This window comes from Acinetobacter sp. AM (genome assembly GCF_003105055.1).
GTDB classification, from domain to species: Bacteria; Pseudomonadota; Gammaproteobacteria; order Pseudomonadales; family Moraxellaceae; genus Acinetobacter; species Acinetobacter tibetensis.
Genome location: NZ_QETG01000004.1, coordinates 78,553 through 102,032 on the forward strand (window position 1 = coordinate 78,553; position 23,480 = coordinate 102,032).

Sequence of the window (23,480 nt, forward strand, 5' to 3'; positions counted from 1 at the left end):
ATATATGAATACCGTTGTAAATAACTCTTTAGAGCAGGACAAGTCAGTGAATCCACAACAGACTCAATTTACATCTCCTGAAACTGATTCAAAGCGTCAAACGTCGTTTATTTCACAGTTTGATACGCAAGCATCTGCAAAAAAAGAAAATGAAACTGCCAAAGTAAAGCTCAGTACATCTGATGTGCATGTTTATTATGGTGATGCTGAAGCCATTAAAGGCATTGATTTGCAGATTTATCAGAATGAAGTCATCGCTTTTATTGGTCCTTCGGGTTGCGGTAAATCGACCTTTTTGCGTACTTTAAACCGTATGAACGACACCATTGATTCATGTCGCGTGACAGGTAAAGTATTGCTTGATAATCAGGATATCTATGATCCAAATCTAGATGTCGTTTTACTTCGTGCACAAGTAGGGATGGTGTTCCAAAAGCCAAACCCATTCCCGAAGTCTATTTTTGAGAACGTTGCTTACGGGCCAAAACTGCATGGGCTAGCACGTGATAAATATGACCTAGAAGAAATCGTTGAAAATAGCTTGCGTAAAGCAGGTCTTTGGGATGAAGTTAAAGATCGTTTGAATCAACCTGGGACAGGTTTATCGGGTGGTCAGCAACAACGTTTATGTATTGCACGTACCATTGCGGTGAGCCCAGAAGTGATTTTGATGGATGAACCATGTTCTGCACTTGACCCAATTGCGACTGCAAAAGTAGAAGAATTGATTTCTGAACTTTCAACGCAGTACACCATTGCCATTGTGACTCACTCTATGCAGCAAGCAGCACGTGTATCAGACCGCACCGCATACTTCCATTTAGGTGATTTAATTGAAGTGAACTCGACTGAAAAAGTCTTCACGCAACCTGATCATCAATTAACTGAAGCCTATATTACAGGTCGTTTTGGTTAATCAAACGTTCTGAAATCTAACCGCAAATTTTAATTTGCGGTTTTTTTTGCCTTTAAACTTTTTCTTGCTTTAAATTAAGAAAGTGAATGATTTCAAGTCAATTTTTTATGTTGAGATTCTTGCAAAAACGATATTGAATTTTTGCCATAAAAGCCCCATCTTATACTCAACCCAAACAAAATTGAGAATTACTTACATATGTTATTTCAATTGCCGAAGTTGCCTGCGGAAATACGAGTTAGTCACTTAAACGCGCGCGTAAATGAACAAAGAAAAAAAATTGCGCAAACAACTGCTTCAAAATTAGAGCTTTTACAACTGACACAACAATTGGCGAAAGAAGCACGTGCACGTAAAAAGAATAATCAAAAAGTCTATGTATTAGACTTTAAAGGTGATACAGCAGCATCTGCTGTAGATAATATTCGTGAAGAAATTACCCTGATTTTGGCAACTGCAAAAGCAGGGCGTGACCGTGTTGTTGTAAGACTTGAAAGCCCAGGTGGTATGGTGCATGGCTATGGTTTAGCTGCTGCACAGTTGGTGCGTCTACGTGATGCAGGCTTTCATTTAACCATCTGTGTGGATAAGGTTGCTGCAAGCGGTGGTTATATGATGGCATGTATTGCCAGTGAAATTATTGCTGCGCCTTTTGCAGTGGTTGGTTCTATTGGTGTTGTGGCACAAGTACCAAACTTTAACCGTTTACTGAAAGAGCATCATGTTGATTTTGAATTATACACAGCAGGTCAATTTAAACGTACAGTGACCATGTTTGGTGAAAATACACCTGAAGGTAAAGCAAAATTTGAAGAAGAATTACAACAAACCCATGAGTTATTTAAGCACTTTGTAGAGAAATATCGTCCACAATTGAATGTTGAAAAAGTTGCAACAGGTGAACATTGGTATGGTCGTGATGCGCTAGATTTGAATTTGGTGGATAAACTACAGACTTCAGATGAATACTTGCTTAATTTATTGCCACACCATGATGTGTATGTGATTCAAACGCGTCGTAAACCAACATTGGGTGAAAAAATTGGTTTGCAGGCAGCACAAATTGCAGACCAATTGGTTCCAAGTGTGATGCATAAAGTGATGGAAAGTTTAAGCAATGCAAATGCGAATTTGGTGCAAATGCGTGATCCTAAATTATAAGATTTTATTAAGATTATGATTTATAAGCTCACTTCGGTGGGCTTTTTTATGGCTGAGAAATGCTATAGTGCTTTGAATTAATAAAAATACATCACAATTTAAACCGTTATGGGTACATTTTTAGGATTTATTGGTTTTCTAATTTTGATTATTTGTCCGATATATTGTGCGATGTATATGGAAGCAACTGAGAAAAATGAGGACCAGAAAAAGATGACATTTTTTCTTGCGTTTATTCCGGGCATCCTTGTTTTGATTTTGGCTGTGTATTTGAAAACTGATCAACCGATCGAAACATCACAAGCCTGTGGAGTGGTCAAGTTCTATAAAAAATATGCAATTAAACATGATCATTTTGAACGAATAGCCATTCAATTTGAGCATTCTGAATACAATAGGCATCTGTTATTTGATGAAAAACTGCTAAGAAAATCAAAAGGAGAATACGTTTGTTTTGAATATCTGGATAAGTTTAAAAATACGGGTTTGGCTGAGTCCAAAATTCTAAGATGGATTGATGAGTAGTGAATAGCATTTAAATGATTTATTTAAGTTTCATACGCATTGATTTTCATTAGTCAGATAAATTAGTTCTTAGCTTTAGCTTGTTGCAGCAAATAAATACCGCCTGTGATCATGGCACCTAAAGTTGCAAGCAGCATGTCCACATGGGCATCCCAGATATCTCCTTGCTGCCCATTGTAATTTTCTGCATCTTCGGGAGAAAGTTGAATAGCAATCAACCATTCAATCCATTCATAAATCAGGCTGGTTGCCATTACAAATTGAATCACCAATAGAAAAAGCACATAAGGTTTAAGGTTAGGTAACCAAACTTGAAATACACGATAGAAAAAAGGGTAAAGCAGAAGACCATAAGCCAAATGCACCCAACGATCATACATGTTGCGAGTCCAACCCATAGTTTGATTTAAATCAAAATGAAAAACTTGCAGGATCCATTCGTTATAAGGCACATAGGAATATAAATAATGAGCTGCTAAAATATGGATCAAAAGAAAAGCTAAATAAAGAGCAAAATTGATAAAGCTTAAGCCTATTTTTTTCAAAGTAATGTACAACACAAGCAGCATAAAAATGGTTCCTGCTTGATGAAGTAAATACGATTCAAATTCTAATGGATGAATACTGGCAATTGAAATTGTAGCAGCAACAATCGCTAAACAAATCCAGTGTTTAAAAGTAAGTTGGTATTCGATCATTAAATTTATTCATATAAATAGTTAAGCATAAAAAAGCGAAGCCTAAGCTTCGCTTTTTAAATTAACAGCAAATTAGATTTTAGCAATTAAATCTTTAATTTGTTTTGCTTGTTCAGCAGCATTACCTGTGTAGCTTGCAGGCGTCATTTCCGCTAAACGTGCGCGATCCGCAGCAGGCACAGCTTCAAGTTCAGTGCCATTTACGAAGTCTAGCATCATCTCACGCGTCATGGCTTGACCACGAGTAAGCGCTTTTAATTTTTCGTATGGCTTTTCGACGTTATAACGACGCATTACTGTTTGAATAGGTTCTGCAAGTACTTCTTGAGCATTGTCTAAATCTTCAAGAATACGAGCTGCATTCAACTCAAGTTTACCAATACCTTTTAAGCAAGCTTCAAATGCAATTAAGCTTTGAGCAAAACCAACACCCATGTTACGAAGAACAGTTGAGTCAGTTAAGTCACGCTGCCAGCGAGAGATTGGTAATTTTTCGCCCAAATGTGCCAATACAGCATTGGCAAGACCCAAGTTACCTTCAGAGTTTTCGAAGTCAATTGGATTTACTTTGTGTGGCATGGTTGAAGAACCGACTTCACCATCTTTAAGTTTTTGTTTGAAGAAACCTAAAGAGATATAGCCCCATACATCACGGTTAAAATCGACCAAAATGGTGTTGAAACGACGTAATGCATCAAAAAGTTCCGCCATGTAGTCATGTGGCTCAATTTGTGTCGTGTACGGGTTGAAGTCTAAACCTAAAGATTCAACAAAAGCTTGTGAGTGTGCAGGCCAGTTGATGTCTGGGTAGGCAGATAAATGCGCATTGTAGTTACCTACAGCACCGTTAATTTTGCCTAGTAATTCAACATTTTGGAATTGTTTAATTTGGCGTGCTAAACGGTATGCAACATTCGCCATTTCTTTACCCAAAGTTGTTGGGCTGGCAGTTTGACCGTGCGTACGAGAAAGCATAGGCTGTTCAGCATGTTTTTCAGCCAATGCTGCAATTGCATCAATAATTTGCTGCATAGATGCAACCAATACATCACGACCACTTTTGAGCATTAATGCATGAGACAAGTTATTGATGTCTTCAGAGGTACATGCAAAGTGAATAAATTCACCCGCATTTTTAAGTTCATCAATATTGGCAATTTTCTCTTTTAAGAAATATTCAACCGCTTTTACATCATGGTTGGTTGTGCGTTCAATGTCTTTAATACGGTTGGCATCGTCTTCAGAAAATTGAGTAACGATGGCATCTAAAGCTGCATTTGTTTCAGCACTAAACGCTGGAACTTCAACAATTTCAGGGTGGTTCGCAAGCGCTTGCAACCAGCGCACTTCAACAGTCACACGAGCATGGATTAAACCAAACTCAGAGAGGAAAGGACGCAAAGCATCACATTTGCTAGCGTAACGTCCATCTAATGGAGAAAGTGCAGTTAAAGCGTTCATGGTGATTCCTTAAACTTTGGAATAAAACGTAAAACGAAAATTTCGTACAGCATGAGGTTAGATCACCTGATACTGTAAACGAGCGAGATCTTGAATATCTTGAAGCAGTTTACGTTTGCTAAAAATCATGCCCCAAGAGCTTCCTCCAAGCTGACGCCACAAATGTGCCATTTGTAGACCAGTAAAGAGGGCAGCACGAATTCGGTTGGTATGCGCTGTATCCTTAAATGCTTCTGCATTGCCACGCACCATAATACGAGGATTAATTTGTCCTGCGGTATCGACATAGGTTTGGGCTAAGTTGGCAAGAATGCTCGGATGCGTATAGTTATTGTCGAAAAAAGAGAGTTGTTTTAGAATTTTTTGCTGTGATTTTTCAATAATTTCTACAAACTTTGGATTACTGTAGACCTTTTTTTCTAATTGTAATAATGCCATAGCATAGGACATGGGAAGCTTGGCATTCGAGAGTTTGGGTAAGCGGGATTTCGGTGCAGGATTAAACGGTTGGGTAATACTGCTTTCTAGGGTTTTTAATCCCAGAGAGATATCAGCAAGTTGATTGAAAAAATCTAAGGTTTGACAGGATTGATTGGACGTTGGACGGATATTTAGGCTGGCTTTAATGAGCTGTTCTAAATAGAAATTCCCGCTATCTCCGATGCTCTGTCGCCCAGAAATAGCGGTCATATGGGTGAGTTGTGTTGCCTGAAACACAGCCGCAAGCGCCAATGCACGATTTTGGCGTTGACTTAAAGTTTGAGGCTGTTGAAACGGTAACTCAACCATACCGAACAATCCTTTTATGCAATAAAATCTGGCTTAGGGGCATTGGTATGATGAATGACACCACCACCTAAACAAATATCATCTAAATAAAACACTACACTCTGACCTGGAGTAACAGCACGTTGTGATTCATCAAATTCAACGCGAACACCATTTGGCATTGTGTCATCTTTATATAATACGCAAGCTTGGTCGGGCTGGCGATAACGGGTTTTTGCCGTACAGCGGAAACCTGTAACAGGGATGTCTTGTTCACCTGCAACCCAGTCAATCGCTTCACTCCAAAGCATTGTACTTTGCATTAAGGGGTGATCATGACCTTGACCGACCACAAGGCGGTTATGTTCAATATCTTTATGTAAGACGAACCAAGCACCTTCGTCAGCACCTTTCATACCACCAATGCCAATGCCGCCACGCTGACCGAGCGTATAGTACATTAAGCCGTGATGATCACCAACCTCTTTCCCGTTATCCAATACAATTTTTCCGGGTTGAGCGGGTAAGTATTGTTTCAAGAAGTCATTAAATCGGCGTTCTCCAATAAAACAAATACCTGTTGAATCTTTTTTCTTTGCAGTAGCTAAGCCAAGTTCTTCGGCAATGCGACGAACTTCTGGTTTTTCAATTTCACCCACAGGGAACAAGGTTTTATTAATTTCACGGCCATGTACGGCATGTAAGAAATAAGTTTGGTCTTTATTTTGATCTAAACCACGCAATAAAGGAGCGTATTCTTCACCACGAGAGTTGGTCATGGTTTCACCGCGACGGCAATAATGACCTGTGGCAATAAAATCCGCACCTAAATTCACGGCATGGTCGAGGAAGGCACGGAATTTAATTTCTTTATTACACAAGATATCTGGATTTGGGGTACGACCTGCGGCATATTCAGCAAGGAAGTGTTCAAATACACGATCCCAATATTCCATCGCAAAATTTGCAGTATGTAATTTAATCCCAATTTTATCGCAAACGGCTTGCGCATCGGCAAGGTCATCCATTGCGGTACAATATTCCGTGCCGTCATCTTCTTCCCAGTTCTTCATGAAAAGTCCTTCAACTTGATATCCTTGTTGAAGAAGAAGTGCTGCAGATACAGAAGAATCTACACCACCAGACATACCGACGATGACACGTTGTTGCATAGGATTAAGCATCCAGATTTGAGATAAGAGGAGAGTTTTGGTGCTCATAAATGAGCGATAAAGGGTATTTTTGCCCAGCGAGCGCATCTTTCACTGCTTTAATCACTAACGGGCTACGTGCACGAGCAGTTTCTTGAAGTTCATCCAAGGTCATCCATTTTGGACCGATAATCCCTTGATCGAGTTCAGCTTCAGGAAAATACTCTAAAACATGTGCTAAAAAACAAAATCTAAAATAAGTACGGTCAGGGAACATAGGCGGAGTGTAAGTATAAATGCCTAATAGAGCATCTACTTCAACCGCATGACCTGTTTCTTCCATGGTTTCACGAACAGCCGCTTGAATAATGCTTTCACCACACTCAACCTGCCCAGCAGGTTGGTTAAACACCGTATGTGTAATGCCTTCGCTATATTCTTCGACAAACAGAAACTTTCCGTCTTTTTCAACGACAGTAGCTACAGTGACATGAGCTGCCCAAGCGGTCATAAAAAAGTACCATGGAATAAAAGGAGTATTCTACAAAATTTAGAAGGCGGTGGCTATGTTGACAGGCAGTTTTCTTCGGGGGGAATCAATTTTCTGTTGGTTTAATCATGCTGTTTTATTTCTTAAGTTCCCACTAACTCGTGAAATGGTATTAGGGTATTGCGTTATTTTCAAAAGATCTAACGATATATCAAGCCTAATTACGCTTTGAATTAATGTTTTTCATTTAGTTGCACTGTTCTAGAAATAAATCTGTGATATGTTGGTTTAGTTCTAATTTTAATCACATCAAAAATGAATAAAGTTCTTCACAATATCTCATCAACGATGACCATAACCTTCTTGAGAGGCTGTGTGTAAATTTTAGAACTTATCTTATAATTCTATAATCCAACCCTCAGCCAATAATGGTTAGGGTAATGCTCTGTTCATTATTGGTAAGAACGGAGCTCTAAATGTCTAATTTAATTACACGTAAAGCACTAATTATAGTTGATATGCAAAACGGTTTATTCAAACAAACTGTTGCACCATTCAATAATAATCACGTATTGAATAATATTAATCTTCTGATAGAAAAAGCTGACTTATCTCAGGTACCTGTGATCTATATGCGTCATGTTGGCTTAGCTCAAACGCCTTTAAGTCCAGAAAGCTCAATGACTCAGCTCATTAGTGAGCTGAAAATGGGTAATCATCACAATATTTTAGAAAAGCAGCACCCGAATTGTTTTAGAGAGACAAATTTACATAAAATTTTGACTGAGCTTAAAATTAAAGAGTTGGTAATTGTTGGAATGAAAACAGAGTATTGTATTGATACAACTGTACGAGCTGCGGCTGATTTAGGTTTTAGTGTAAGCCTTATTTCGGATGCACATACAACTTTTGATTCTGAGCAACTCTCGGCTCAGCAAATTATAATGCACCATAATTCAACGTTAAATGGAGCTTTTGCTAAACTTACTACAAGCGCTGAGTTTAATTTCTAAGCTGACGAAGCGATTCTATACTGCATATGATCACGTAAAATTACGATTGATACATGAGATATTAAAAAATAGCCCCAGACTAAGGGGCTATTTAAAATAAACTTTACGCTGAATATTAATCTTGTTCTCGATAATTGTTTGCCACTTTTACATAATGTCGTGCAGAGTAAGTTAAAAACTCTTTTTCTTTATCGGTTAAAGGACGCGATTTTTGCACTGGGCTACCGACATAGAGATATCCACTTTCCAAACGTTTACGAGGTGGAACTAAACTACCTGCGCCAATCATTACATCATCTTCGATAATCACATCATCTAAAACAATACTGTTGATTCCGACCAATACACGATTGCCAATGGTACAGCCATGTAAAGTGACATGATGTCCAATCGTGACATCTTCACCAATAATAAGAGGAGAACCGTTCGGTTTAGCATCATTTTTATGGCTAACATGCAGCATGCAGTGATCTTGCACATTACTGTATTTGCCAATGCGAATACTATTTACATCGCCGCGAATCACTGCGAAAGGCCATACGGAAACATGATCTGCCAGTACGACATCTCCAATCACAATAGAGGCATCATCAACATAGCAGCTTGCATCAATCTTTGGTTTGCTATCTAGATAAGGACGGATATTTTTTTTCATGTTCATACAGCATCATTCAGCAATTTAGAGCAGAGTATAAAAGAAAAAAGCACTCGTATTTACATACGAATGCTTTAACTTTAGTTTAAGTCGTTAAATCTTAAAATAAGTTTGCAAAGAATTGTTTAATATGGTCGATTAAACGTGCAAAGAATCCAGCTTCTTCAACCGCTTGTAATGCAATCAAAGGTTTCTCTGAAATCACTTTGCCATCTAAGCTTGCAACGTACTTACCAACCACTTGACCTTTTTGTAAAGGAGCAGTGAGTTTAGGCTGAACCACAAGTTGCGTTTTAATCGCATCTGCTTTGCCTTTAGGCATAGTCACATTGAAGTTTTCGGCTAAGCCAATTTGAACTTCATTTTCTTTACCAAAGTAAACTTTTGCTTTCGCCAAAACTTGGTTTGCAGGTTGAACTTTAACAGTTTCAAAGTTTGCAAAGCCCCAAGCTAATAAGCTACGTGTTTGTGTCGCACGCTCTTGTACCGTTGGAGTACCAAATACAACAGAGATCAAACGCATTGGACCACGTTTTGATGAAGTGGTGATGCAATAACCTGCTTCTTCCGTATGACCTGTTTTTAAACCATCTACACTTGGGTCAGTATAAAGCAGGGCATTACGGTTGCCTTGTTTAATGCCATTAAATGCAAATTCTTTTTCAGAATAGATTGGGTAGTATTTTGAACTGTCATGAATGATATGTTGTGCGAGCATTGCCATATCTTTTGCAGTTGAATAGTGACCATCCGCAGGCATACCAGTCGAGTTGATGAAGTGGGTATTGGTCATGCCCATACGTTTTGCTTCTTCATTCATCATGTAAGCAAAAGTACCTTCATTTCCAGCAATATGCTCAGCCATTGCTTTAGACGCGTCATTACCCGATTGGATAATGATACCACGCAACATTTCTAAAGCTGTTGCCGTACCATTAAGTGGTACATACATACATGATTCTGTGCTACTACCACGACACCATGCAGATTCGTTCATACGAACTTTTTCATCTTCAGTCAGCTCACCCTTCAACAGTTTTTGTTCAATGATGTAACTGGTCATCATTTTTGTCATTGAAGCAGGTGCTAACTTTTCATTTTCATTTTTCGCTGCGAGGATTTGCCCCGTCTCATAGTCCATCAAAACATAAGATTTATTATTGAGTTCTGGCGGCGTAGATAAGACAGTTGCTGCGAAAGAGAAACTTGGTAATAGTAATGTTGCAGCAAGGGCGCTTTTACGGATCATTTCTAGCGGGTTCCAATATCTTGATGTAAGCACAAAGAACTTAGCATTCTAGGACAAAGCATAGCCGACTTCTACCTGTGAAATCGGCTTATTTCAAAAGTATTGTAACCAATTTGTTTCAATTACTATAGGTGGTCAATTCTTGACAGATTTCTTTATTTTTATCATCGCCCGCAGTTTTAGCATCAGATTTTGCCTCAGCTAAAATTGGCTTAAATTTTTTGTTTTTACTTAATTCAGCCAATGCAGAAACAGCATCTTTTTCTTCAGGAAGATGTTCATGTGCAAGTTTGGCATAGCCTTGTTCAAAGCCATTTTTATTGTCAACTAGGCTAGGGCAAATTTCTGAAAGTACATAAATTGCAGCAAGTTCTTGTTGAGTAACTGTTTGGTTTGGTGTGACTTCAATATTTTCGTCTTTGCTTTCTTCTGCATGAGTGAAAGAAAAAGTAAACGCGGTGAGTAAAGCTAAAGATGTTGTTTTTAAAGCAGTGAATTTCATAAACAATAAACTCAAAAAGATCAATCTATGTGAGCTAAGGTTAAACAGATTATGTAGAAATGGAAGAGGGAAAGTGTATATAAATGGTTGAACATAGTGAAGAAGTTGTGGACTTGGTAAAATACAATTAAAGCTTACGAACAACTTGACTTGAAGTCATTCGTAAGTAATTTCAGCAATTACGCTTGATATTCAACAACATCCATACATACAGCTTGTTGTTCTTCTTGACTGGTTTCTTGAGCAGCTTTACGTGTTTCTTGCAAAATAGATTTATATTCTGGGTCAGACTGGAGTTGATCTATAGTTATTGAACCAGAGTAGTCTTTTAAATACATTTGGGTGAGTAATTTTACATTCGCATCTAATTTTGCATTCTTCCCAATAACCGCAGGGCAGACTTCAGCCATAATTTGAGTAGAAGCGATATCTTCTTTTAGAATGCTATTGGCTTCTTCTTGGCTTAAACCATCATTTGCGTTGACTGTTTGAGTAAATAAAACTGCAAGACCAAACCCCAAAACACTACGAAATGATAAAGTTTTAATCATTGTAAGGCACTCATTTAGTGATAGATATTGAGCGCTAATATATATAATTTCACATATAATTCAATGAAATGTTCTAGTCAGTCACTTTTTAAGGCGAGTTTTTTGTGAATATTCTAATAGCCAATGATGATGGTGTTTTTGCGCCAGGGATACAAGCTTTAGCACGTGCGTTAAAACCATTAGGTCGTGTGGTGATTGTAGCACCTGAAAGTGAACGAAGTGGTTTTTCCAGTGCTTTAACTTTAGATCGACCGCTGCGACCAATCTCTATTGCACCAGATGTTTGGGCGGTGAATGGAACACCAGCGGATTGCGTGTATCTTTCAATGAACGGATTATTCGATTTTGAGTTTGATTTGGTGGTCAGTGGCATTAATAGCGGTGCCAATCTTGGTGATGATGTACTGTATTCAGGTACAGTCGGTGCGGCATTTGAAGGGCGTTTAATGAAACAGCCTGCAATAGCAGTTTCTTTAGCAGGAAGCAATGTACGTAGTTATGAGCATCCAGAAGATTACGCGGTTGCAGCACAATGGGTGCATGACTTTATTCAGGCAGGTTTACCAGAATTACCACCGCGTCATATTTTGAACATTAATATTCCTGATGTCGTCGAGTTGCAAGGTCAGAAAATCACCTATCAAGGTCGTCGCTATCAATCTAAACCGATTACCAGTCATGTCGATCCACGTGGTCGTCAAGTGTACTGGATTGGCTTGTCTGGTGAGGCAGTGGCTGAGCCAAAAAAGGGGATTGCAGGTATTGAGTCTGATTTTTTTGCTGTTGCTAATGGTTTTGTCAGTATTACCCCCATTCAAATGGATGCGACCAATTATGAAATTTTACAGAACTTGCATGAACAGTATCGCTAAAACATCAAAAGTCTTGTAAATGTTGTAACTTTGTGAAAAAGTCCGTGAATGCGGATTTTTTCAAAATATTTTTGCTACTCTTACGCGCATGAAAACCAATAAAGACATATAGAGAGGAAGATAAATGCCTGCGATGTCGCAAAATCGGATCTTTGCTACGCCAACAGCATTGTTGAAAACCCTAGTAATCTCAACTGCTATTGTGACCACTGCTATTTTAAGTGGATGTGCATCTAAACCTCAAATTAATAATCCGACCCGTTACGCAACGGCTCCAGACTATTATACTGTGCGCTCTGGCGATACCTTGAGTGGAATTGCGGCACGTTATGGACTAAGTTATGTCAGCATTGCCGATATGAATGATATTGCACCGCCGTATCGCATATATGTAGGCCAGTCACTTAAGTTGAAAGGCTCGGGCAATAATCGTCGTACCACCACGACTCAAGCAGTCACTCAAACGGCTCCGATTCAACGTCAGGCAATCACGTTACCAACCACTCCGCCAGCCACGACAACACCTTCGACCACCAGCTCTGTACCTGCTACTCCAGCACAAGTAACTTCTTTGCGTTGGGTTAAACCATCGAATGGCGCTGTAATTGAAAACTTCAATTTAGCCAATAATGTGAAAGGTATTCGTTATAGTGGAAATGTAGGTGATCCAGTGTACGCCGCTGCAAATGGTCAAGTGGTTTATGCTGCTGATGGGCTGAAAGAATATGGTAACTTAATCTTAGTTAAGCATATTGATGGTTATATTACGGCTTATGCACATAACAGCAAGATGATTGTGAAAAGCGGAGAAAATGTAACGGCTGGTCAAAAAATTGCGGAGATGGGTTCATCTGGTGCAAGCCGTACCATGCTTGAGTTTCAAGTACGCTTAAATGGTAAACCAATCAATCCGACTAATGTTTTACCAATAAATTAAATTAAGATCATTACAACTTTTAAATTTCACCGTATAATCCAATGAGTTGCTTTTATCGAAAGGTAGGAGCATCTCATAAGTTTAGAGGGAAATTTATGTTAGATCAACTTCGAGCAATGGGAGTGTTTGCTTGTGTTGTGGAAAAATGTTCGTTTAGCGGAGCCGCACGAGAGTTAGGAATTACTACAAGTGCTGTAAGCCAACAGATTCGTTCTTTAGAACACGAGATGGAAGTGATCCTTCTACATCGTTCGACACGGAAATTGAGTTTGACTGAAGCTGGACAAGCTTTTTTTCATAGCTGCCAAGAGATGCTAGCTGCTGCAGAGCGTGGGAAGATTCGTATTAACGAATTACGCGATGACCTAGTTGGGGAGTTGCGTATTTCGACAACTCCAGAGTTAGGTGCAAATCACGTTATTCCTGCATTATCACATTGGATGTCGGCCCATCGAGGTTTAGCTGTTCATTTGGAAGCGGACAATCATTATATTGATTTGATAGAAGGTCGAATTGATATTGCGTTACGCATGAGTCCGAAAATTGAAGATCAAAGTTTACATGCGGTTCCACTGGCCCGCGTTGAACAAGTGTTAGTTGCTTCACCAAGTTATTTAAATCAGACGGCACCAATTTCGCGGCCAGAAGATTTAAAGAATCATGATTTGATTCCTGTTAACTTAATGAAAAACTATGAAAGTTTTGCATTCCAACATGGTATTTCTGGTGAAACTGCGAGTATTGAAATGAAGTCGCGTTTAACCACCAATAATGTGTTGGTTGCCAAGTCTTTATGTTTGCAAGGACATGGAATTTCTCGAATTTTATATCTTGATGTTCAGAAAGATTTAGTCAATGGTACATTGGTAGAGGTATTACCAGAGTGGAAATTACCTAATTTTTACTTATATGCGATTACATCTAAACGTGAACAACAGCCTATGAAAATTCACCGTTGTTTAGATGCATTGAAACAATATTTTAGCCAATTACCCGGTGGCAGAATTTATCAAGAAGCTTCATAAAAAGCTGAAATAAAAAAGCCGCTAAACGCGGCTTTTTTTGTTAAGCGATGTAATACATATTACATCGCTTTGTGCTTAAACAAGGTAAGTTTGAATCATAGTGACTAGACGTTGAATCAATTGATCGGCTTGCTCTTGCGTGATATTTAATGGTGGCAATAAACGTACCACTGAACCCGCAGTTACATTAATAATCAGTTGATGTTGATCACGCGCAATATGAACCAATTCTGCACATGGTTTAGGTAATTCGATACCAATCATCAATCCAAAACCACGCACTGCTACTTTTTGATCAGAAAGCTGTTGTGCCAACTGCTGAACAATATAGCGTCCCATATTTGCTGCATTTTCAATTAAGTTTTCTTTCTCGATCACATCGATAACAGTGTAAACCACACGTGAACCTAGAGCCGTACCACTATACGTTGAACCGTGGTTTCCAGCAGTGAGCACACCTACACCACGACCTTGGGTCATCACAGCACCAATCGGGAAGCCATTACCCAAACCTTTAGCTGTAGTAAGTACGTCTGGCACAATATTGGTGTGTTGATAAGCAAAATATTTACCTGTACGACCATTACCTGTTTGAACTTCATCGAGCATCATTAACCAATTGTGTTGATTACAGATGCGACGAATATCTTCTAAATAACTAAAGCCTTGCGGTGCTGTATTTACACCGCCTTCACCTTGAATAGGTTCAACCAGAATAGCCACGATATCTGGATGTTGAATTGCAGCTTCTTCAATGGCTTCTACGTCACCAAAAGGTACGCGAATAAAACCTTCAACCAAAGGTCCAAAGCCCTCTTGGACTTTCTTATTTCCTGTAGCAGATAAAGTCGCTAAGGTACGCCCATGAAATGAATGATCTGCGACAATAATTTTAGGTGTTGCAATACCTTGTAAGTGTCCGAATTTACGTGCAATTTTGATTGCACCTTCATTCGATTCTGCACCGCTATTCGAGAAAAAAACTTCTTCCATGCCTGCAACTTGTGCAAGTTTTTGTGCAGCAGCAGTTTGCCAAGGGACTTCAAATAAATTGCTGGTATGAATAAGCGTAGCCGCTTGTTCTGCAATAGCTTGGGTCACTTCAGGATGCGAGTGTCCTAAACCACAAACTGCAATACCTGTTAAGGCATCTAAATACTCAGTTCCATCTGCGGTGTATAAATACGTTCCTCGACCTCGGACAAAGCTGATCGGTTGACGGCCAAACACTGGCATCAAATGAGATGGTTGATCAGTTTGTATAGGGGCTTGAGTAAAGGTATTCATAACTAACTCGTATTTGATAAGAAATTAAAAGCTTCACTAGCATCGGCATATGGAAAGTATGAAAATGATAGTGGATTGATTTTCCAATTCGATGAGAATTGGAAAACAATGCCTATATAAGCAAAATCTCATCTAGAATTAAAGTCTGAATGCAAATAAAACTGGAAATATTGCTTTAAGCATACTGTTTTGTTGTGTTTTGGGTATAATGCAAGGCAGATTAGTTGAGGATTCATCAATGACTGAACAAACACGCGATACAGAAGCGTTAATTCGTGACCAGATTGCTAAACACGCAGTTCTTCTTTACATGAAAGGCACTCCGCAATTTCCACAGTGTGGTTTTTCTGCACGTGCGGTAGAAGCTCTCAGTCAAATTGGTCGTCCGTTTGCTTACGTTAATATTCTAGAAAATCCAGATATTCGTGCAACATTACCGCGTATTGCGAACTGGCCAACATTCCCACAATTGTGGATTAACGGTGAGTTAATCGGTGGTAGCGATATCATGCTCGATATGTTCCAAAAAGGTGAATTGAAGCCTTTAGTTGAACAATACAGCCCTGCACCAGAAGCATAAGCAATTGCTGATGTAGTAAAAAGCCAACAGTTAGTTGGCTTTTTTTATGCGTAGGAATATAGAAGTTGAGGGCTGTTACGCCATTTTTAAATGTGGTCGTAATGCGGGGAGGTCTTGGTCGTGTCCCACCATATAGGTGTATTGCGCTAGGCTGAACATTTCCAAATCTTCTTCACTATTACCATAAGCGTAAATGCTTGCATATTCAGCCACAGGATATTGCTGAGAAACACGGTTCTTCTTTTCAATTCGACTACAGTCGGCAGATTGATAATATCCTGTAAGTCGACCATCTCGAATTTCAGTTTCAGTACAAATGAGATCAATCGACAATAATTGGCATAATGGTTTTAAATATAAATCGACCGATGCTGAAACCAAAACCACATCATGTTCAAGGGCTTGATGTTGTCGCAATTGCTCAATAAATTTAGGCTCTAATTCGTGCATCAGTTGATGTGCATATTCTTCAGCAATTTGCTGAATTTCAGCATAATCTGTGTCTTTAAACATGCCATAGAACAGTTTTGGTCGCATGGCGTGGGCAGGGTAGACATTTAAATAGTAGGCTTGAATCCATGGCAAGAGTTTCAAGCCTTGTTTAACAATATGTCGTTTGGAGAGTGCAAAAAAAATAAAGCCAGTAAAGCTGTCTTTTTTGCACAAAGTGCCATCAAAATCGAATAATGCTAGATTTTTATGCGTTTCGCCCGTTGCATACATGTTTCATAACGTCCATTCACACGGCTGGCAAACCAGTTGGTATTATAATCACGACTTAATTTGGGTCCAGAAATGACCACTTGAGGCATCATGGCATAGAATGCCTTTTTACCTGTTTTTTCTTCATATAATTTAGTCACTGCGCGATAGGTCGCAGTTTCTTCAAAATCTTTCTCTTTTTCTTTTTTCAAATCACTACGAATTTGCCGTGGTGTAACTAAAACGTTATTTTGAGCAAATACATTGATTAACTCACGTTCTGACTCGCTTTTTGCTGAACGTACAGAACCATCTTTATCATAGAGTAATAGGTCACCGTCAAGGCTGAGTTCGGCTTCAGTCAAGTCATTTAACATGCTTTGGAAAGCGGCATTGCGACTCGAATACATCCCTGAGTTGTAATCAGCGAAACGGTAAATCGCCTTGTCATAATCCGTTGGATACATCATTAAACGGTGAATGCCGTAATATAATCCGCCGTATTGGCTGTATAAATCGGTACGTAACTCAGCAATATTACCACCTTGACGCTTATGCGCCTTGGCATATCCAATATGGACTTGCATAGAACCCAATGTTGTAATTGGATTCATTTTTTCACCGACATCTTGCCCAACCAGTTTGGCAGCGCCAGTAAGTGCACTAACATGATAATGCTGCGACATATAGTCGAAAATTTCACGGTAAAGTTCGTCTAATTGGCGCTCGGTTTGTACGCGGCGCATTTGACTTAAATAGTTATCTTCAGGGCTTGGTTGCGTTTTTAAGACTTCTTCAAAATAACCAGCAACGGTACCACCAATTTTTTCACCCAATTTATCGGTAAATTTTTCAGTGAGGCGGTCTTGCACTTCTTTAACTGCTTTTTCACCCAAACCTGGCACTTTAGGATCGGCAACAAAGTTAGACTCTTGATCGACTACGGCCACAATACTGCAAATATTTTCTTTGGTTTGTGGAATACCCAATTGTTCGGTAATGTCGAAAATATCTTTAGCCCAAGAACTACGGTCATTCGTACGTGATGGAATAAGACGCTTAATTTGATCACTGTTTAAAGTAGGCTCGTCATCTTTCCACCATGAGTGATCACCACAGGCAATAAGACTAAATGAGAGTGCTAATACACTTAATGGCTTTAGTGATTGAATTAGGGATACAGAAAAAGCAGTTTTTCTCATAGTCTCTGGGCAATAGGTAAGGGGTGAGCAAATAGAGCAGGTGCAGTATACTATGTTGCTGATTAAAAGTTATGAATATATGTATATTGGTCTCTATCAACTGTCAAATAATTTAATTGTTGCTCCTGCGACAGTGGGGGGAGTAAGTCGGTTTAAGAGTTGATATATTAAAAATTTTTATAGTTGAGGTGCTGAAGGATACGGAGATTGGTTTTCTCTAAAGAGGACTTAATCGCATTACTTTGATGATATGGGTTGTTTGGGCTATATAAATAAAACAGTGAATGAATAGGCTTGGTCAAAATTTATTATATGGTGTGTGAAGACGTTAATGTTCAGAATTAATGATGCTAGATAGTCAAGATGACTGGAGTTTGATTAACATAAAATACGCGCTATCAAATTTTAAACAGCATTTTGTCATGAACTGATTTTGTATTCTTTTGATGTTTTCACTGAAATTTAAAAGACTTGCGACCTACTGCGATTGATATCATTTATATTTATAATAAGTGTTTGGATTATATGGATTTAGTAGGTATAAATAAAATTTAACTAATACGCAGCTATGGAAAACTATTCAATTTGAAAAGACTATTTGATAGAATAATGCCGGCTGGTTTTTGTTAGTCGATTTATTTTAAAATTCTGTTGCTTTAACTTGCGTGAATTATTTAAGTTAACGCTTAAAGTTGTTGTTTTGTGTTATTTTTTTGTAAATGCTATAATTTGGCATTGATAATATTTCTTTCTTAATACTGCTAATTATGATGCAACTCCACATATCCCGCTTGAATATGAGTTCGGTTGATCAAGAATTACCAGCTATAGAAAAAATTCCTGCGATGCAACGTCGACGCTTATCACATCTCGCAAAACTGGCGTTGAACAGTGCAATGCAGACTTTAGACACCTGCAATGTCGATTATATTGTTTGGGTGTCGCAATATGGCGATGAAGCAAAAACACTAAATATTTTAGAAGATGTGTTAAGCGAGCAAACCCCTTCACCGACTCAATTTTCAACGTCGGTACATAATGCAATTTCAGGCCTCTATTCTATTTTATGTCAGGATACGACACCTGCGACCAGTTTGGCGGGTTCGTGGAATGATGGGCTGATTGAAGCCTATGCGTGGTTAAAAACAATGCCCGAAGCCCGTCAAGTTTTACTGGTGTATTATGATGAAGCCTTGCCAGAAATGTATATCGAGCATCAGCCATTTGCTGCTTTTGCGATGGCAGCGATGATTTCATTAGCGCCTGCCAATTTGATGTTGACGCCAAAGCATACGGATTCAACGCCAGCGTATCAGCAGGCTTTAGCATTTAATGCGTTTTGGGCTAATCCTGAGCAAACTGAATCTGAAGCGTGGACAAAATGCTGAAATTAAATCGAATCAAGCAAAAAGCCAACTATGTCTGGCGCGTTGGAGCGACAGGGTTTAGTTTTGCCAGCTTTGGCTTAGGTGGCGTGGCGATTGGTGGTTTGATTGCACCCCTGGTCAAGCTGAGTTCAGCAGACCTTGAGCTTCGAAAGCAGCGCACTCAAAAAGTGATTAAGCACAGTTTTAAAGGTTTCACCGAAATGATGGTGAAACTGGGCATTATGACCTATACGGTTGAAGGCTTAGATAAACTACAACACAGCCAGCAGGAGTTGGTCATTGCTAATCATCCGACACTGATTGACGTGGTGGTTTTAATTGGTTTAATGGAACAAGCAAACTGCGTGGTCAAGCAGGCGCTGTGGTCAAATCCATTTACCAAAGGCCCTGTACAAAGCGCAGGCTATATTTTAAATGCAGGTTCTGAACAATTTATTCAGGACTGTGTACACAAATTACAGCAGGATCATGCGGCGTCCTTGTTGATCTTCCCTGAAGGGACGCGGACGGCAAAAGGTGAGCAGCTAAATGACTTTCAGCGTGGTGCGGCCAATATTGCTCTGCGTGCAGGTGTGCCGATTCGCCCTGTGCTGATTACCTGCACGCCATCGACCCTGACCAAAAATGAAAAATGGTATCACATTCCAGAACAGCCTTTTCATATCCATGTGAAAGTGCTGGATGCGATCCGAGTGGAAGACGTATTGGATGATGTAACGGTCAATCCCAAAAATGTGCGTCAATTAAATCAACAATTACAGTGGTTTTTTAACCAAGAGTTATCCGTAAATGAGCAATCTTGCTGACGAATTAAAGCAAATGATTATTGATGTCCTCGCCCTTGAAGACATCCGTATTGAAGACATTGATACAGATGCGCCTTTGTTTGGTGATGGTCTGGGTTTGGATTCGATTGATGCTTTAGAACTGGGTTTGGCATTGAAAAAGCGTTATGGCATTCATCTGAATGCAGAGTCAGCAGATACCAAAGAACATTTTAAATCAATTCAAAGTTTAGTGGCTTTGGTTGAAGCACAGAAAACAGCATAAGAGGTTGCTATGCTTGCTCAAGAAACCGTGTTAGAAAAATTACGTGAATGGATGGAAGATTTGTTTGAAATTGCGCCTGAAGAGGTGCAGTTAGAATCAAACTTGGCTTCAGATCTTGATGTTGACAGTATTGATGCCATTGATTTAGTTGTGAAAATTAAAGAACTGACAGGTAAACAAGTCAATCCTGAAGACTTTAAAAATGTGCGTACCGTGCAAGATGTGGTGGTCGTGATTCAGAATATGTCTGCTGCATGAACAATATTTTAAAAGGGATAGCAGGGGTCGGATTGATTCTCTATCCTTTTTTTGTGGCTTATGCTTTAGCGCATGGACAGTATGTCTGGGTCAGTGCGGTATTGATTGCACTAGGCGTCCTGCGCTTATTGAGTAAGGGTAATGCCTTGCTGTGGCCATTGACGGGTTTTGCTATTTTATGTGGTGGGCTGAGTTTGATTTTAAAAGATCATGCGTGGCTTAAACTCTACCCTGTCTTTATGAGTCTCGGAGCGCTGTTTATTTTTGCCAGTACCTTGATTCGACCACCTTCGATGATTGAACGTTTTGCACGTTTGGCAGAGCCTAATTTGCCCGAAGAAGGGGTAGAATGGACCCGTCAAGTGACCAAAGTTTGGTGTGGATTTTTCTGCATCAATGTGGTCATTGCCTTGATCACCGTTTTTTTCGCACCAATGAAGATTTGGGTGCTGTATAACAGCTTGATCTCTTATGTCTTGATGGGTGGACTGTTACTGGGTGAGTTTATCTTGCGTAAGCGTCAACAGCGACTGCATCAGGCACAGAAATAACAGCATTTCCGTTAGGGCAACTTAAACGGTGGCCTCGAACTATAGCGATTAGAAATACGGTTTTTAAAAACAAATTTTATGTCTTGTCATTTTCAGCATCATCTCCATTCATCGCGTCCCTTGTGTATTCAGGCGGACTCAGATCTCATTTCATTTCAAAATTTTTGGTTAGATGTGGCTGAGCAAGCTGCGCAAATTCAGCCGTTGGAACAGCCTGTATGGGCGCTTTGGCAAGAAGACAGTTATGAGTTTTTAGTATTGTTGTTTGCAGCCTTGCAAGCAGGCAAGCAAGTGCTATTGCCGCCGCATCGGGTCAGCGACTTAGAAAAAGAACTGGCTGAGCAGCAGATTTATTTTTTAAAACGTTTATCGCCGACAGCGCCGTCGACATTCGAGCTTCAATTTGATGCTGCCTTTTTCAATCAAGCCCAGTTGTGTTTTTATACTTCGGGCTCAACTGGGCAGCCGAAAAAGATTCCGCGCACTTTGCAACAACTGTTCAATGAAGTCTGTGGTTTAGAGGCCAGTTTTGATTTGCCTGAGCAAGCGGTTGCGATTGCCACGGTGAGCCATCAACATATTTATGGGTTGTTGTTTAAGTTGTTGTGGCCCTTAGCCAGTGGACGCAGTTTTTACCAAAAACAACTGGCTTTCCCTGAAGATGTGGTTGATATTCAAAAGAAAATTGCCCATGTGCAACTGCCCAATTATGTGATTTCTAGTCCTGCATTGTTGAAGCGCTGGACCACAGATGTGGTATTGCAAGACTGTCATATGGTCTATTCCTCTGGTGGAAAGTTGGATGCTGGTGTGCGCCCTTTGCTGAACCGTCCGATTACTGAAGTGTTTGGTAGTTCTGAAACAGGCGGTATCGCTCACCGTCAGGTAGATGATGCACTATGGACCCCCTTTGCCAATGTCGAAATTAACTGCGCCGAGCAGCAAGAGTTAGCCGTTAAAACCAACCATGCTTTTAGCGCGGATTGGATTTTTACGGGTGATAAAGTACAGTTCGTGGATGCAAAGAATCCTAAAAGTTCGTTTCAGTTATTGGGGCGTTTGGACCGCATTGTCAAACTTGAAGAAAAGCGTTTAAGTCTCGATGCAATAGAAGCGAAACTCGCTGAACTGGCCGAAATACAACAATGCCATGTTTTAATTCATGAAAAAGAACAACGTCAGATTTTGGCGGTGGTGGTTGTGTTGACCGAGGAAGCTCGTGTACTGCTCACAGAAAAGGGCAAAGCTTCCTTTACCGCACAATTGAAAAAACAACTACAACTGAAATTGGAAAGTATCGCGATTCCGCGGCAGTGGCGGTTCTTAACGCAAATGCCACAAAATGCACAATCGAAGCTGAATAAACAGTATTTAAAATCGCTCTTTCAGCCGATGAGCTTGCCTGTGGTGCTGACGCAGCAATCTCAGGATACGCAGATCAGTTATGCTTTAGAATTCATGCCAGAGTTAGAGTGCTTTAAAGGCCATTTTCCGAACTTCCCCATTTATCCGGGCGTAGGACAAATTGGTTTTATTCAGCATTTTGCTAAACAAAACTGGGCAGATTTACTGTGGTGTAATGGTTTTGAGCAGTTAAAATTTCAAGGGCTGATCCAACCCTATCAAACGGTGGAACTGGTCCTCAGCCGTAAAGCACACAAGGTCAGTTTTGAGCTGAAAAATCAGGACAAAATATTGGCATCAGGACGTTTGCTATTTGCTGTCCCTTCAGATGTTTAAGCCGAGAGACAAAATGAAACACTGCTTTGTGATTCCTGTGTATAACCATCCGCATTATTTGGCCGCGTTACTGTCACATTTAAGCTCTTTTGAGTTACCTATCATTATGGTGAATGATGGTAGTGATGCTGCTTGTACGGCGGTGTTACATCAGCTCGCGCATGACTACCCAATGGTCGATTTGGTTGAACATACCCACAATCAGGGTAAGGGGCAGGCGGTGATCACGGGTCTCAAGCATGCCTTTCAATGTGGCTATAGTCATGCCTTGCAATTGGATGCTGATGGACAACATGACTGGCAGGATGTGCAACGCTTTTTAGACACATCTATCCAGCATCCCGAAGCCATGGTGATTGGTCAGCCGATTTTTGATGCGACTGTTCCGAAAAAACGTCTCTATGGCCGTTATGCAACGCACATTTGGGTGTGGATTAACAGCCTGTCTTTTGACATTAAAGACAGCATGTGTGGCTTTCGTGTTTATCCTTTAGCGCAGACGGTAAACATTTTAAATACAGCCAAGTTTCAACCGCGGATGGGCTTTGACTCGGAAATTTTGGTGCGGTTGAAATGGGACAATGTGCCGTTTATCAATCTGCCCACGCATGTGATTTACCCTGAAGGCGGTATTTCACATTTCGATGTTTGGCGGGACAATTTGGGCATGGCGCGTGCGCATAGCCGCTTATTGGGTGGCATGCTGCTGCGTTTCCCCAAGCTGATTTATCAGAAAGTCAAAAGCTAA

27 protein-coding genes are annotated in these 23,480 nt (G+C 39.9%); 15 read left to right on the forward strand and 12 right to left on the reverse strand.

What is annotated here, in order from left to right; genetic code table 11:
- Positions 1 to 4 precede the first annotated feature (4 nt).
- From pstB to DCO44_RS03530, 3 genes are all read left to right on the forward strand, one after another.
- A complete protein-coding gene (pstB, locus tag DCO44_RS03520; RefSeq protein WP_116759228.1) occupies positions 5 to 916 on the forward strand; it encodes a phosphate ABC transporter ATP-binding protein PstB in 912 nt (303 codons plus the stop codon).
- Positions 917 to 1,114: 198 nt separating this feature from the next.
- Positions 1,115 to 2,077 (forward strand): protease SohB, encoded by a 963-nt coding sequence (gene sohB, locus DCO44_RS03525; RefSeq protein WP_116759229.1) that lies wholly within the window; start codon positions 1,115 to 1,117, stop codon positions 2,075 to 2,077.
- A gap of 177 nt (positions 2,078 to 2,254) precedes the next feature.
- On the forward strand, positions 2,255 to 2,602 hold the full coding sequence (locus DCO44_RS03530; protein WP_228157499.1) for a hypothetical protein: 348 nt from the start codon (positions 2,255 to 2,257) through the stop codon (positions 2,600 to 2,602).
- 62 nt (positions 2,603 to 2,664) lie between these two features.
- Here DCO44_RS03530 and DCO44_RS03535 read toward each other — a convergent pair whose 3' ends face one another.
- The 5 genes from DCO44_RS03535 to DCO44_RS03555 all read right to left on the reverse strand — a co-directional run bounded on the left by DCO44_RS03535 (position 2,665) and on the right by DCO44_RS03555 (position 7,191).
- Positions 2,665 to 3,300, reverse strand: coding sequence for a DUF2238 domain-containing protein (locus DCO44_RS03535; RefSeq protein WP_116759231.1), 636 nt, complete (start codon positions 3,298 to 3,300; stop codon positions 2,665 to 2,667).
- Positions 3,301 to 3,372: 72 nt separating this feature from the next.
- Complete coding sequence (purB, locus tag DCO44_RS03540; protein ID WP_116759232.1) at positions 3,373 to 4,761, reverse strand: adenylosuccinate lyase; 1,389 nt, start codon at positions 4,759 to 4,761, stop codon at positions 3,373 to 3,375.
- A 57-nt stretch (positions 4,762 to 4,818) separates the two neighbouring features.
- Complete coding sequence (gene hflD, locus DCO44_RS03545; protein WP_116759233.1) at positions 4,819 to 5,550, reverse strand: high frequency lysogenization protein HflD; 732 nt, start codon at positions 5,548 to 5,550, stop codon at positions 4,819 to 4,821.
- 14 nt (positions 5,551 to 5,564) lie between these two features.
- Complete coding sequence (gene mnmA, locus DCO44_RS03550; RefSeq protein WP_116759286.1) at positions 5,565 to 6,701, reverse strand: tRNA 2-thiouridine(34) synthase MnmA; 1,137 nt, start codon at positions 6,699 to 6,701, stop codon at positions 5,565 to 5,567.
- A gap of 4 nt (positions 6,702 to 6,705) precedes the next feature.
- The gene (locus DCO44_RS03555) at positions 6,706 to 7,191 is read right to left on the reverse strand and encodes an NUDIX hydrolase (protein ID WP_116759234.1); all 486 of its coding nucleotides are present in this window, start codon (positions 7,189 to 7,191) and stop codon (positions 6,706 to 6,708) included.
- 455 nt (positions 7,192 to 7,646) lie between these two features.
- On the opposite strand from DCO44_RS03555, the gene DCO44_RS03560 reads away from it, so the two are divergent.
- A complete protein-coding gene (locus tag DCO44_RS03560; RefSeq protein ID WP_116759235.1) occupies positions 7,647 to 8,183 on the forward strand; it encodes a cysteine hydrolase family protein in 537 nt (178 codons plus the stop codon).
- 115 nt (positions 8,184 to 8,298) lie between these two features.
- On the opposite strand, the gene DCO44_RS03565 is transcribed toward DCO44_RS03560, so the two are convergent.
- The 4 genes from DCO44_RS03565 to DCO44_RS03580 form a co-directional block, all read right to left on the reverse strand.
- Positions 8,299 to 8,838, reverse strand: coding sequence for a gamma carbonic anhydrase family protein (locus DCO44_RS03565; RefSeq protein WP_116759287.1), 540 nt, complete (start codon positions 8,836 to 8,838; stop codon positions 8,299 to 8,301).
- A gap of 100 nt (positions 8,839 to 8,938) precedes the next feature.
- Complete coding sequence (gene dacC / locus DCO44_RS03570) at positions 8,939 to 10,087, reverse strand: D-alanyl-D-alanine carboxypeptidase PBP5/6 (RefSeq protein WP_116759236.1); 1,149 nt, start codon at positions 10,085 to 10,087, stop codon at positions 8,939 to 8,941.
- Between the two features lie 118 nt (positions 10,088 to 10,205).
- Entirely contained in the window at positions 10,206 to 10,589 is a 384-nt protein-coding gene (locus DCO44_RS03575; protein WP_116759237.1) for an MCR_0457 family protein, read from the reverse strand.
- A gap of 179 nt (positions 10,590 to 10,768) precedes the next feature.
- A complete protein-coding gene (locus DCO44_RS03580; RefSeq protein WP_116759238.1) occupies positions 10,769 to 11,140 on the reverse strand; it encodes an MCR_0457 family protein in 372 nt (123 codons plus the stop codon).
- A gap of 104 nt (positions 11,141 to 11,244) precedes the next feature.
- On the opposite strand from DCO44_RS03580, the gene surE reads away from it, so the two are divergent.
- The 3 genes from surE (at position 11,245) to DCO44_RS03595 (ending at position 13,974) form a co-directional block, all read left to right on the forward strand.
- A complete protein-coding gene (gene surE / locus DCO44_RS03585; protein WP_116759239.1) occupies positions 11,245 to 12,012 on the forward strand; it encodes a 5'/3'-nucleotidase SurE in 768 nt (255 codons plus the stop codon).
- 124 nt (positions 12,013 to 12,136) lie between these two features.
- Positions 12,137 to 12,949, forward strand: coding sequence for a peptidoglycan DD-metalloendopeptidase family protein (locus DCO44_RS03590; protein WP_116759240.1), 813 nt, complete (start codon positions 12,137 to 12,139; stop codon positions 12,947 to 12,949).
- Positions 12,950 to 13,044: 95 nt separating this feature from the next.
- The gene (locus DCO44_RS03595) at positions 13,045 to 13,974 is read left to right on the forward strand and encodes a LysR family transcriptional regulator (protein WP_116759241.1); all 930 of its coding nucleotides are present in this window, start codon (positions 13,045 to 13,047) and stop codon (positions 13,972 to 13,974) included.
- A gap of 75 nt (positions 13,975 to 14,049) precedes the next feature.
- On the opposite strand, the gene DCO44_RS03600 is transcribed toward DCO44_RS03595, so the two are convergent.
- Positions 14,050 to 15,261, reverse strand: a complete 1,212-nt coding sequence (locus DCO44_RS03600) for an aspartate aminotransferase family protein (protein WP_116759242.1) — start codon at positions 15,259 to 15,261, stop codon at positions 14,050 to 14,052.
- 238 nt (positions 15,262 to 15,499) lie between these two features.
- Between DCO44_RS03600 and grxD the strand changes: the two genes are divergently transcribed.
- The gene (gene grxD / locus DCO44_RS03605; RefSeq protein WP_016166729.1) at positions 15,500 to 15,841 is read left to right on the forward strand and encodes a Grx4 family monothiol glutaredoxin; all 342 of its coding nucleotides are present in this window, start codon (positions 15,500 to 15,502) and stop codon (positions 15,839 to 15,841) included.
- Between the two features lie 75 nt (positions 15,842 to 15,916).
- Here grxD and DCO44_RS03610 read toward each other — a convergent pair whose 3' ends face one another.
- Together DCO44_RS03610 and DCO44_RS03615 are read right to left on the reverse strand one after the other, a co-directional pair.
- Positions 15,917 to 16,564 (reverse strand): HAD family hydrolase, encoded by a 648-nt coding sequence (locus DCO44_RS03610; protein ID WP_116759243.1) that lies wholly within the window; start codon positions 16,562 to 16,564, stop codon positions 15,917 to 15,919.
- On the reverse strand, positions 16,531 to 17,745 hold the full coding sequence (locus DCO44_RS03615; protein ID WP_116759244.1) for a DUF1615 family protein: 1,215 nt from the start codon (positions 17,743 to 17,745) through the stop codon (positions 16,531 to 16,533). The genes DCO44_RS03610 and DCO44_RS03615 overlap by 34 nt, the downstream gene beginning before the upstream one ends.
- 767 nt (positions 17,746 to 18,512) lie before the next feature.
- On the opposite strand from DCO44_RS03615, the gene DCO44_RS03620 reads away from it, so the two are divergent.
- The 7 genes from DCO44_RS03620 to DCO44_RS03650 all read left to right on the forward strand — a co-directional run bounded on the left by DCO44_RS03620 (position 18,513) and on the right by DCO44_RS03650 (position 23,480).
- Entirely contained in the window at positions 18,513 to 19,133 is a 621-nt protein-coding gene (locus tag DCO44_RS03620; RefSeq protein WP_116759245.1) for a beta-ketoacyl synthase chain length factor, read from the forward strand.
- A complete protein-coding gene (locus DCO44_RS03625; RefSeq protein WP_116759246.1) occupies positions 19,127 to 19,939 on the forward strand; it encodes a lysophospholipid acyltransferase family protein in 813 nt (270 codons plus the stop codon). The genes DCO44_RS03620 and DCO44_RS03625 overlap by 7 nt, the downstream gene beginning before the upstream one ends.
- Positions 19,923 to 20,183 (forward strand): phosphopantetheine-binding protein, encoded by a 261-nt coding sequence (locus DCO44_RS03630; RefSeq protein WP_004684308.1) that lies wholly within the window; start codon positions 19,923 to 19,925, stop codon positions 20,181 to 20,183. The genes DCO44_RS03625 and DCO44_RS03630 overlap by 17 nt, the downstream gene beginning before the upstream one ends.
- A gap of 9 nt (positions 20,184 to 20,192) precedes the next feature.
- Complete coding sequence (locus tag DCO44_RS03635; protein ID WP_116759247.1) at positions 20,193 to 20,441, forward strand: acyl carrier protein; 249 nt, start codon at positions 20,193 to 20,195, stop codon at positions 20,439 to 20,441.
- The gene (locus tag DCO44_RS03640; protein ID WP_116759248.1) at positions 20,438 to 20,992 is read left to right on the forward strand and encodes a septation protein IspZ; all 555 of its coding nucleotides are present in this window, start codon (positions 20,438 to 20,440) and stop codon (positions 20,990 to 20,992) included. The genes DCO44_RS03635 and DCO44_RS03640 overlap by 4 nt, the downstream gene beginning before the upstream one ends.
- A 78-nt stretch (positions 20,993 to 21,070) precedes the next feature.
- Positions 21,071 to 22,732 (forward strand): AMP-binding protein, encoded by a 1,662-nt coding sequence (locus DCO44_RS03645; protein ID WP_116759249.1) that lies wholly within the window; start codon positions 21,071 to 21,073, stop codon positions 22,730 to 22,732.
- 13 nt (positions 22,733 to 22,745) lie between these two features.
- Positions 22,746 to 23,480, forward strand: a complete 735-nt coding sequence (locus tag DCO44_RS03650) for a glycosyltransferase family 2 protein (RefSeq protein WP_116759288.1) — start codon at positions 22,746 to 22,748, stop codon at positions 23,478 to 23,480.